We start from the raw sequence: 2,395 nt of genomic DNA, 5'->3' as shown, positions 1-2,395 counted from the left end.
CGGGCGGTGAAGTGGTCGCGCGGCGGACGGGCCCGGGCGCCGCAGGTCAGGCAGTAGCCGTCCGCGCCGACCTCCCCGCCGCACTCCGCACAGCGCGGTCCGGGGTCGGCCGCGGGCTGGTCGCCGGCCGGCCCCTCGGCGTCCCCGGGGCGCGCCGAGGTGCTGACGCTGACCGGGATCTCCTGGCCGGCCTCGACCGGGGCCACCTCGGTGGGGGACAGGTCGGCCCCGCAGGCCTCGCAGAAGCTGTCGTGCGGCTCGACCACGGTGCCGCACGCCGGGCACCGCGGGGAGGTGCGGGGCTCCCCGCCGGAAGCGTCGGTGGCCGTCACGACCGCCTCCCCGACGACCCGGGCTCGCGCCGCTGCTGCTGACCTGTCATGTCCTCGACCACTTCCTGACCTGGTTGGCGACCTCGACCAGCCGGACCCGCTCGGCGCGGTCCGACGTGCGTCGGGCCATCGAACGATAGGTGCTCTCCAACCCGTCGCGCAGCCCGGCCTCGGTGGACAGCCACGGCCCGACCGGCACCGGTGCCTGGCGGTCGTCGCCGTGGCGGCGCAGGTGCAGGGCGGCGTTGAGGACGTCCAGGGTGACCCGGTCCCGTTCGCCGTCGCCGAGCCGGGCCGTCTCGAGGCTGCGCATCGCCTCGGCGTAGTCGTCCATAGTGCGTCCGAGCACCACCAGGTGCTGGGCCCGCAGTCGGCGCGACTCGGTGTAGCCGCGGCTGCTCTGCGGCACCAGGTCGAGCGCCTCCAGCGACCCGGCCAGGTCACCGGCGCGGGCCCGGATCCGGGCCAGCCCGAAGGCGGCCGGGGAGACGTAGTTGGCGTCGGTGCTCGCGCAGCGCCGGTACAGCGTCTCGGCCAGGTCGCTGTCGGGGCCCTGCTCGCAGGCCAGCGCCAGCGCCAGCTTGGGCGCCAGCTCACCGGGCACCTGGCCGTAGACGGCGTTGAAGGCGGCGGTGGCGGCCTCCCAGTCGCCGGCCTGCACCGCGCCGAGCCCGGACACCCAGACCGCCCGCCACTCCCACGGGTCGCGGGCCAGCAGCTCGGCGACCTGCTCGCCCAGCAGCTCCCGGTCGCCCAGCTCCAGCGCGCACCGGGCCATCTGCAGCAGCACCTCCGCGCTCTGCTCCGGCGCGGAGCCCTGCAGCAGCCGCAGCCGCTCCCGCGGGTCGGGCAGGTGCACGGTCTGCAGCCAGGTGTGCTGGGGGTCGGTGGTGTCGGGGCGCAGCTGGGGCAGGTCGTCCCAGCCGAGGGTGTCGGAGCTGGCGTCGGGGGCCTCGAAGAGCACCGAGGCCGCCGAGGTGCGCGCCGTGCCGGGGGTGCGGGCGCCGACCTCCTCGCGCAGCAGGCCGAGCAGCTGCACCCGCAGCTCGTCGGCCGAGCCGAACCGGTCGTCGGGGTCGGGCGCGCAGCAGCGGCTGAGCAGCCGGTACAGCGAGTCGTGCTGCTGGAACAGCGGGGTGTCGGCCGGGGAGGGCAGGCTGAACTGGTAGGTGGTCTGGTAGCCGCGCAGCTCCGCGCAGAGCACCATCAGGGTCCGGCCGATGGTGTAGATGTCGGAGGCCACCGTGGTGCCCTGGGTGGCGACCTCGGGCGCCTGGTAGCCGACGGTGCCGTAGATGGCGGAGTCCTGGTCGTCGATCCGGCGCACCCCGCCGAGGTCGATGAGCTTGAGCGCGTCGCCGACCTGCACCACGTTGTCGGGTTTGAAGTCGCAGTAGACCAGGCCCAGGTCGTGCAGGTACTGGAAGGCCGGCAGCACCTCGAGGATGTAGGCGATGGCCTGGTCGGGCGGCAGCGGGTCGTACAGCCCGCCGTTGGCCCGCATCCGGTCCTTGAGCAGCTGCTTGAGCGAGCGCCCGCCGACGTACTCCATGACGATGTAGCCCGCGCCGTCGTGGGTGACGAAGTTGTAGATCTCCACGATCAGCGGGTGCTCGACCTGGGCGAGGAACTGCGACTCCGAGATCGCCGCGGCCAGCGCGTCGGCGTCGCCGGAGTTGAGCAGGCCCTTGAGCACCACCCAGCGGTCGGAGACGTTCTTGTCCCGGGCCAGGTAGATCCAGCCCATCCCGCCGTGGGCGAGGCAGCCGGCGACCTCGTACTGCCCGGCGACCAGGTCGCCGGGGGAGAGCTTGGGGGTGAAGGAGTAGGGGCTGCGGCAGCGCGGGCAGAAGCCCTCCGGACGTCCGGGACGGCCGTCGCGGGACCGCCCGACCGGTGCGCCGCAGCTGGGGCAGCTGCGCCGCCGCTCGGGGACCGACGGGTCGACCATCACCGCCGCGGAGGCGTCCACCACCGGTGCGGGCGGCACCTGGGTGAGCCCGGCGCCGATCCGGGCGTGGCGCAGCCGGCCGGAGCCGCCGAGCCGGCGGGTGGCCCGGCTG

General features: G+C 74.9%; 2 protein-coding genes. Both read right to left on the bottom strand.

Going from position 1 to position 2,395, the window contains the following annotated elements; translation table 11 throughout:
- Positions 1 to 332, bottom strand: a 332-nt coding sequence (locus DVA66_RS21420) for a double zinc ribbon domain-containing protein (protein ID WP_198671968.1), incomplete at its 3' end; no start/stop codon positions are given.
- Positions 333 to 378: 46 nt separating this feature from the next.
- A partial coding sequence (locus DVA66_RS19435) for a serine/threonine-protein kinase (protein WP_114561468.1) occupies positions 379 to 2,395 on the bottom strand: 2,017 nt, incomplete at its 5' end.

This window comes from Desertihabitans aurantiacus, assembly GCF_003344635.1.
GTDB lineage: Bacteria > Actinomycetota > Actinomycetes > Propionibacteriales > Propionibacteriaceae > Desertihabitans > Desertihabitans aurantiacus.
Note: the sequence above shows the minus strand (reverse complement) of the source record. Positions and strands in the feature narration are given on the sequence as shown.